At 41.6% G+C, this 8638-nt stretch carries 6 protein-coding genes; 2 read left to right on the forward strand and 4 right to left on the reverse strand.

The annotated features are described in order from the left end of the window. Positions 1-201: 201 nt before the first annotated feature. Positions 202-1251 carry a DUF389 domain-containing protein gene (locus H7T97_RS02685; RefSeq protein ID WP_201089280.1) on the forward strand — a complete coding sequence of 350 codons (1050 nt, stop codon included), beginning with the start codon at positions 202-204 and terminating at the stop codon, positions 1249-1251. Positions 1252-1462: 211 nt separating this feature from the next. On the opposite strand, the gene thrS is transcribed toward H7T97_RS02685, so the two are convergent. From thrS to ccpA, 4 genes are all read right to left on the reverse strand, one after another. Then, positions 1463-3406, reverse strand: a complete 1944-nt coding sequence (gene thrS / locus H7T97_RS02690) for a threonine--tRNA ligase (RefSeq protein WP_201089282.1) — start codon at positions 3404-3406, stop codon at positions 1463-1465. A 353-nt stretch (positions 3407-3759) separates the two neighbouring features. Next, positions 3760-5082: a glycosyltransferase family 4 protein gene (locus H7T97_RS02695; protein WP_049507474.1), complete on the reverse strand. Its 1323-nt coding sequence runs from the start codon at positions 5080-5082 to the stop codon at positions 3760-3762. Between the two features lies 1 nt (position 5083). After that, positions 5084-6082, reverse strand: a complete 999-nt coding sequence (locus H7T97_RS02700) for an LTA glycolipid anchor biosynthesis glycosyltransferase, IagA/BgsA family (RefSeq protein WP_037599374.1) — start codon at positions 6080-6082, stop codon at positions 5084-5086. Between the two features lie 141 nt (positions 6083-6223). Then, entirely contained in the window at positions 6224-7228 is a 1005-nt protein-coding gene (gene ccpA / locus H7T97_RS02705; RefSeq protein ID WP_045759706.1) for a catabolite control protein A, read from the reverse strand. A 160-nt stretch (positions 7229-7388) separates the two neighbouring features. Between ccpA and H7T97_RS02710 the strand changes: the two genes are divergently transcribed. Beyond that, positions 7389-8471, forward strand: a complete 1083-nt coding sequence (locus H7T97_RS02710) for a M24 family metallopeptidase (RefSeq protein WP_003008166.1) — start codon at positions 7389-7391, stop codon at positions 8469-8471. The last annotated feature ends 167 nt before the right edge of the window (positions 8472-8638 follow it).

Raw genomic sequence — 8638 nt, forward strand, 5'->3', positions numbered from 1 at the left:
TCTCTATCTTTTAAATTAATTGATTTCTTCAGAGAAAGAATGTAAAATTTTTGATATAATATGCAGGATGGAGTGATGGATATTTAAAAGATAATGTTCAAAAGAATCACAGGTAAGAATTAAAAATATGTCAGTTTGGACAGAAGTCTCTCTACCATCATCCATGAGAAACAAGATTATATGAAATAAAAGGAGTAACCAATGTCCGGAAACTATTCAACACGTGAATTCCGCGAGAAACTATATGATGACCTTCATGTTCGATTAAGAGATACAGTGATTTTGATGTGTTCGATTTTTATTGCCTCTATAGGTCTAAATATGAATTCAACAGCTGTCATTATTGGAGCCATGCTGATTTCCCCTCTTATGACACCGATTATTGGACTGGGGTTTGGTTTAGCTATTTTTGATACGCGTTTAATTAAGCAATCTCTAGGGGTTTTATTTACTCAAGTATTGGTCAGTTTGCTTGTCTCGACTCTATATTTCTGGATTTCTCCCTTATCTTATGCAAGTAGCGAATTGATTGCACGAACCTCTCCAACCATTTGGGATGTTCTCATTGCTATTGCGGGTGGGATAGCAGGTGTCATTGGTTCAAGAAAAAAAGAAGCAAACAATATCGTGCCAGGAGTAGCCATTGCAACAGCTCTGATGCCACCTATCTGCACTGCAGGCTATAGTTTAGCTAATGGAAATGTACGATTTTTATTTGGGGCTCTCTATCTTTTCTTGATCAACTGTGTCTTTATCATGCTAATCAATATTGTTGGAACAAGAATTATGATGAGACAATCTCCCTTAAGTTCATTTAAAGAGCTAAACATGAAAATGAGAATTGGGTTGATATCCTTGATTGTATTATTGGTTCTTCCAGCCAGCTATTCAGCAGTCACTCTGACGATGGATCAAGCACGAAAAGAAGGGATCAAACAGTTTGTAGGAAAAGAGTTCGCCAATCATACGATCATTAATCAAGTCTACAAGTCAAGTAGCAATGAATTGGTCTTGACAGTTGTTGGAGATCCGATTTCAGAAGAAGAATTAGAAACAATTCGCCAAAAACAAGCCTCTTACGGTATTGAATCTGTTCAATTGAAAGTCAATCAAGTCAATAATTCGCAAAAATTAGATAGTGAGATGACCAAGGAATTTTATGAAACCATTGACAAGTATATTGATCAAAAACTATCTGAAAAAGATTCACAAGATGACCTCGCAAAAGAAAATAAAGCAGACAAGGATTGAGGATAGTCAACTTATCTAACTCATGGAAGCAAATCTTGGGAGGATATCCTATATCCAAAAGTTAATGGATAGAAAGGATTGTTGATGAGGATACTATTTGTGGTGGTTTGACCAATCACTACTAGCTCAGGCTAAACAAAATAGAAAAAGCAACAACTGAAATAGTTGTTGCTTTTTCTTACTAATAAATATTTTTCAGACTGTGATCGTTTTATTTCTCAACACGAGATTTATTTGCAATATCTGCAAGAATCAATTCTACAAATGCATCTACCGGCATGGTTTCTGTTTCTTTTTGACCATAACGGCGAACGTTTACAGCCTGCTCTTCCATTTCCTTGTCACCAACGATTAATTGGTAAGGAATTTTTTGAGTTTGAGAAGCACGAATCTTGAACTGCATTTTCTCATTGCGTTCATCCACATCGGCACGGACACCACGGTCACGAAGTTTCTTAGCCACTTCCCAAGCGTAGTCCACGTGTTTTTCGTTCGACACTGGGATGAGGGTTACTTGGTGTGGCGCAAGCCATGTTGGGAAGGCACCCTTATAATTTTCAATCAAGATCGCTGTAAAGCGTTCCATAGTTGAGATAACCCCACGGTGGATCATGACTGGACGGTGTTCTTCCCCGTCTGCTCCAATGTAATGAAGATCAAAGCGTTCTGGAAGCAAGAAGTCCAATTGGATAGTTGAAAGAGTTTCTTCTTTACCAAGAGCTGTTTTCACTTGGATATCCAATTTTGGTCCGTAGAAGGCTGCTTCCCCTTCAGCTTCATAGTACTCAACACCCATATCATCAACGGCTGCTTTCAACATGCGTTGAGCATTTTCCCACATTTCATCGTTGTCAAAGTATTTGTGTTTGTCTTCAGGATCACGGTAAGACAAGCGGAAACGATAATCTGTCAAGTTAAAGTCTTCATACACATCGATGATCAATTGAAGGATCTTCTTGAATTCTTCCTCGATTTGTTCTGGAGCCACGAAGGTATGACCATCATTCAGAGACATTTCACGCACACGTTGAAGTCCTGTAAGGGCACCAGATTTTTCATAACGGTGCATCATACCGATTTCAGCGATACGGATTGGCAATTCGCGGTAAGAGTGCACATGGTGCTTGTAAACTTCGATGTGGTGAGGACAGTTCATTGGACGAAGAACAAACTCTTCTCCATCCCCCATATCCATTGGTGGGAACATGTCTTCACGGTAGTGATCCCAGTGACCTGAAGTCTTATAAAGTTCTACAGAAGCAATTGGTGGAGTGTAGACGTGTTGGTAGCCTGCTGCGACTTCTTTATCAACGATATAGCGTTCCAACTCACGACGGATGGTCGCACCATTTGGCAACCAGAATGGAAGACCTTGACCAACTTCTTGAGAAATCATGAACAAATCAAGCTCTTTCCCAAGTTTACGGTGGTCACGCTCTTTAGCTTCTTCGCGCATTTGAAGGTAGTTCTTCAAATCTTTCTTGTCAAACCAAGCTGTACCGTAAATCCGTTGCATCATCGCATTGTCGCTATTTCCACGCCAGTAAGCACCTGCTACATTGAGAAGGTGGAAGATTTGGATGCGACCAGTTGATGGGACGTGTGGCCCACGGCAAAGGTCAACGTATTCACCTTGACGATAGATGGTCAAACCACCTTCGTCATCTGAGTGTTCTTCAATCAATTCCAATTTGTATGGATCATTTTTGAAGATTTCACGCGCTTGGTCTTTAGTCACTTCTTCACGGATTGATGGGAAGTTTTCCTTCACGATTTTCTTCATTTCTTCTTCGATACGAGGAAGGTCTTCGTTAGAGATTTGACCAGCTTGGTTGTCTGTATCGTAGTAGAAACCATCTTCAATCGCTGGACCAACACCCAAGTGGATATCTGGGAAGAGGCGACGAGCTGCTTGGGCAAACAAGTGAGCTGCTGAGTGACGCAAGATTGGAAGAGCGTCTTCGTGATCAGGTGTCACGATTTCAATGCTTCCATCTTCGGTGATGGCACGAGTTGTGTCAATCAATTTGCCGTTGAATTTACCAGCAAGAGCTTTTTTAGCCAAAGAATTGCTGATAGATTGGGCAATTTCAAAAGTAGTAACGCCAGATTCGAATTCACGAACAGCGCCATCTGGGAAAGTAATCTTAATCATGATTTTCTCCTTATAAAGTTTTTAGTAGCTAAATGGGTGGGAGGTGTCTTTGAACATTGGAATCGTCACTCCTTTTGATGTCTTCATGAAGAAATCAAAAAAGCGACCTCCTCGAAAGGACGTCGCAACGTGGTTCCACCTTCATTTATGTTCCTCAAAAAAGAGGGACACCTCTGATTGGCTCTAACGTAGCCACCGTTTTATGTTTGCATAAAAGAATCACGAGTAGTCCCAAACCTATCCTCTACGCGATTTCCAGCCCCACGCGCTCTCTATCAGATTTCCTAGATTTGATATGTCTCTGTCAGTTATTATAGCACGATTGAAAAATTTTGCAAGAAAAAGTTTCATTTTCAATCAAAGAAATGCGTGATTTTACGGATTTTCTTCACTTGTTTGACCGAAGCCTTCATCATTTTCACAGATCCATTGACCGGAAGAGCAATCACCTTGGTCGGTATTTTCACAATGGTCTTAGACATCCGCTTGACCCGACTTTGTTCAGGATTCAAATCATTTGAGAAGTCTTTAGAGATGATTTTATCCAAATAAAATTCATAGACTCGACGGCCGAAGGTTGCTGCAGAAATATCATCGATCTTTTCTGCCCACTTGGTCTCGTCGATTGCAGGCATCTCGTCAATCGCTTCAAGAATCGCTTGGGCCAGATCGCTCTCCTCATAAAAGAGTTTCCCAAACATAGGGTCATCAATCACATGATCGAGATAAGGATTGCCATGAGCGATGATCGGGGTACCACTCGCAATACTCTCTAGATAGGTCAGACCTTGCGTCTCACTCGTTGAAGCTGAAATAAAGAAGTCAGCCGCCTTATAATAGAGAGCTGTTTCATTGGGTGGGATCATTCCTGTAAAGACAACCGCATCTGAAACGCCAAGTTTCGCCGCTTGTTTTTTCAGATCATCCAAATAAGGTCCATCCCCAGCCACAATCAACTTAACTTTAGAATTGGCTTGAAGGACATCAGGAAGGGCCGCAATGACAGCCTGAATATTTTTTTCATAAGAGACCCGCGACAAGCTCAATAAAAGCGTTTCATCTTCTGCGACTTCATATTTTTCACGAAGGGCTGCTGTCTCTGTCGGAGTGATTTCTGGCCGGTCAAACTTGGCCAAATCAATCCCTGTCGGAATAATGCGTTTTTCTGCCTTGACCTTGTACTTTTGGAGCAAGTCATAGACGATCTCGCTTGGGCAGATCACGCCGTCCAGATCATTCATGTAACTTCTCACAATGTATTTGACCATACTTGGGCGAATGACCATGCCTCTCGCAATATAGCGGACATAGTCCTCATACTGGGTATGGTAGGTATGAATGACTGGAATCCGCAATTCGCGTCCAATCCAAACTCCCAAAAGGCCTAATGAAAACTCAGTCTGGGTATGGATAATATCCAACTGGTATTGCTTGGCAATGGCAAGTGCCTTTGAAAAACCACGATAAGCAACGCGGCGGTCCTTAAAGGCGAAGAAAGGCACACTTGGAATCCGAATAATCTGCCAATCTTCATAGCGGTTCACATCTTTATCCGTTGTCGTAAAGATAAAGACCGTGTGACCCAATTTTTCTAATTCTGTTTTGAGCGTCCGAATGCTGGTCGCCACTCCCGAAACTTGCGGGAAATAGGTATCTGTAAATAATCCTACACGCATCTTACATCTCCAAAACTGTTTGATAGGCTTCGACCAATTGATGAGCCACTAAGTCGATCGAACGACTCTCAGCAACCTTGTAGCCAGCCTCCCGCTTATCTACTTGTCCGTTCAAGACCTTGTTCAAGGAATCCACAAATTCATCCACATTGTGGCACAATTCAGATGAGCTCTCGTCGATCCAGCCATTGTATACGGGAATGTCCCGCAAGACCGTATGCTGATGACTAGCCAAGGCTTCTAAAACAACGATTCCTTCCGTTTCTTCATAAGATGGGAAGAAGAAAGCATCTGAACCCGTCATAGCCCCTTGGAAGACCGCTCCCTTGAAATAGCCAGGGAATTCCACATTACTAGGATGATCCTTTTCCACTATGCGACGAATCTTACGCGGAATGATCCATTTGTTAATCGATCCAAGCCAAATAAAGCGCACATCCGGCATGCGACGAGCCACTTCTACGAAATCTTCAATCCCTTTGCGTTTAAAATACAGACCCGCACAGATAACAACTTTTTGGCCTTCTTGGATATTAAAATGCTTGCGAAAGACTTCTTCTTTTTTCGGATCCTTCTTGTATTTTTCCAAATCAATCCCATTGGAGACCGCAATAATCGGTGTTGTCACTCCATAGGACTGAATCAAGTGTTTGGAATACTCCGAAGGCGTGATGACATAGTCCGCCTTTTGGTACATGTGAGCCAAATATTTCCCAAACAAGGGCGCAAAAAAGTTAGACCCGATAAAGGAATTTTCAAAATCCTCACGGGTTGAATGGCCATGCATGATGACTTTCTTTCCACGACGTTTTGCTGCATGGAGCAAAAGGAAACTCCGTGGGCCATAGGTATTGATATGCACCACATCATAATCTCCTAAAATATCTGTCGTATACGGAATCCCAGCCAAATCAAGCGCATGCATTTGATGCTGCAAGGCTCGACCAATTCCTGATTTTTGTAATACGGATTTTCCTTCTAAATACAGTAAAACTTTCATACCTTCTATTATACCGAAATAAAGAGTGCCCAGCAAGTCTCTACCTGTTTGCAGTATAAAAAAGAGGCTAGAACAGTTCTGTTCTAACCTCTCAGACTAGTAGACACGTCTTCCCATGTCGAGACTCTAGTCTACTAATCCTTATTTTTTGGTCGTTCCACGTTGGTTGATCGTATGAGACAACAGTACTTCGCGTTCTTCCAACTCTTCTTTGTGCATGATCTTGGTCAACATGCGCATACTGATCGCACCAAGGTCATACAAAGGCTGGCCAATCGTTGATAGATTTGGACGCGTGTAACGAGTTACTTGTGAATCATCGCTGGTGATAATTTCAAAGTCTTCTGGTACTTTGATACCGTGATCAGACAAGCCGTTCAAGAGACCTGCAGCCAATTCATCCCCTGTCACAAAAGCAGCTGTTGCTTTTGACGCAATGATGCGTTCTGCCAAGTTGTAACCTTCATCATAACGGTACTTGGATTCAAAGACAAGTCCTTCGCTATAGCTCAATTTTTTCGCTTTCAAAGCTTCTTTGTAGCCCGCCAAACGGATTTTTCCATTGATATCATCCACCAATGGGCCGCTTACAAAAGCAATTTTCTTGTTGTGTTTTGCCAACTGTGTAACAGCATCAACGGTTGCTTGCTTGTAGTCAATATTGACACTTGGCAATTGATGTTCAACATCCACTGTCCCAGCAAGGACAACTGGCGTCCGAGAGCGTGAAAATTCTGAGCGAATCTTTTCTGTCAAGTGATAGCCCATGAAAATGATCCCATCCACTTGTTTTGAAAAGAGGTTGTTTACCACTGAAACTTCTTTGTCATCGTCTTCATCACTATTTGCAAGAACAATATTGTACTTGTACATTTCAGCAATGTCATCGATCCCCTTAGCCAATGTAGAGAAATAGCTATTCGTGATGTTTGGAATCACAACACCGACTGTTGTTGTTTTCTTGCTAGCAAGACCACGCGCAACAGCATTTGGACGGTAATCCAAGCGTTCGATCACTTCTAAAACTTTTTTACGTGTATTTTCTTTAACGTTTTTATTCCCATTTACTACACGACTAACGGTTGCCATTGAAACCCCTGCTTCACGGGCGACATCATAAATTGTTACTGTATCGTCTGTATTCATAAGATTTCCTTTCATTGTTGAAAATTTCGTTTTCACTCTCTAATTAATCCTATTTTATCACTTATTGTAAACACTTTCAAGCATTTTGGTAAAATTTTGTAAACTCTTGCTTTTTTGGGGAAAATTTGACAAAATAGATCCATAGAAAGAAGGTAGCATTATGTCTAAATTAGATCAAATCGTCGATTTTCTTGAAACTGAAAAAACAGATGTCGCTGTTGTATCCGATCCTGTCACCATCAATTACCTGACTGGATTTTACAGTGATCCCCACGAACGTCAACTCTTCTTGTTCGTTTACACGGACCACGAACCACTTCTCTTCGTTCCTGCACTTGAAGTGGAACGGGCGACTGCAGTTGTCGATTTCCAAGTGGTTGGCTATGTGGATTCTGAAAACCCTTGGGAAAAGATTAAAGGGGCTATCGCAAAACCAGATGCTAAAACCGTTGCACTTGAATATGATAACTTGATCCTTACCAAATACAATGGCTTGCGTACTGTCTTTGAAAAAGCGGAATTTACTAACTTAACACCTCGGATTAACCGGATGCGCTTGATCAAATCTGCTGATGAAATCCAAAAAATGTTGGTGGCTGGTCAATATGCAGATAAGGCTGTCAATATGGGATTCGACGCCATCTCACTGGATAAAACAGAAACTGATATCGTAGCAGAAATCGACTTTGGAATCAAACGCTTGGGTTATGAAATGAGCTTTGAAACCATGGTCTTGACTGGAAATAATGCAGCTAACCCACACGGAATTCCTGGAAGCAACAAAGTCGAAAACGATGCTCTCTTGCTCTTTGACCTTGGCTGTATGGTGAATGGTTATGCGTCTGATATGACTCGTACTGTTGCTGTTGGAAAACCTGATGATTTCAAAAAAGAAATCTACCACTTGACTTTAGAAGCTCAACAAGCAGCCATTGACATGATCAAACCAGGTGTAACAGCACATGACGTAGACCGTGCTGCACGGAGCGTCATTGAAAAAGCTGGTTATGGTGAGTACTTCAACCACCGCCTCGGACACGGGATCGGAATGGACGTGCATGAATTCCCTTCTATTATGGAAGGAAATGACATGGTACTTGAAGAAGGCATGTGCTTCTCAGTCGAACCAGGAATCTATATTCCAGGTAAAGTCGGTGTCCGTATCGAAGATTGTGGGTACGTAACAAAAGACGGATTTGGACTCTTCACAGAAACCAGCAAAGACTTACTTTACTTTGACTAATCCTTTAGTCGTTTCAATATATAACAAACATTTTGTTTCGTTAATAACTATAAAAAATGAGGCTGGGACAAAAGTCCTAGCCTCTTAATTATCTTTGGATTGTCGAGCAAGACGCAGTGGTTGAGTGGGCTCTACTACGCTGATTTCATCAGCTTTTACAGCCCTAC

Origin of the sequence: Streptococcus parasanguinis, assembly GCF_016648925.1 — a bacterium.
Classification (GTDB): domain Bacteria; phylum Bacillota; class Bacilli; order Lactobacillales; family Streptococcaceae; genus Streptococcus.

Coding starts and splice junctions, on each gene's coding strand:
- H7T97_RS02695 (WP_049507474.1), bottom strand. CDS start 5,082: ATGCGTGTAGGATTATTTACAGATACCTATTTCCCGCAAGTTTCGGGA.
- ccpA (WP_045759706.1), bottom strand. CDS start 7,228: ATGAATACAGACGATACAGTAACAATTTATGATGTCGCCCGTGAAGCA.
- H7T97_RS02700 (WP_037599374.1), bottom strand. CDS start 6,082: ATGAAAGTTTTACTGTATTTAGAAGGAAAATCCGTATTACAAAAATCA.
- H7T97_RS02710 (WP_003008166.1), top strand. CDS start 7,389: ATGTCTAAATTAGATCAAATCGTCGATTTTCTTGAAACTGAAAAAACA.
- thrS (WP_201089282.1), bottom strand. CDS start 3,406: ATGATTAAGATTACTTTCCCAGATGGCGCTGTTCGTGAATTCGAATCT.
- H7T97_RS02685 (WP_201089280.1), top strand. CDS start 202: ATGTCCGGAAACTATTCAACACGTGAATTCCGCGAGAAACTATATGAT.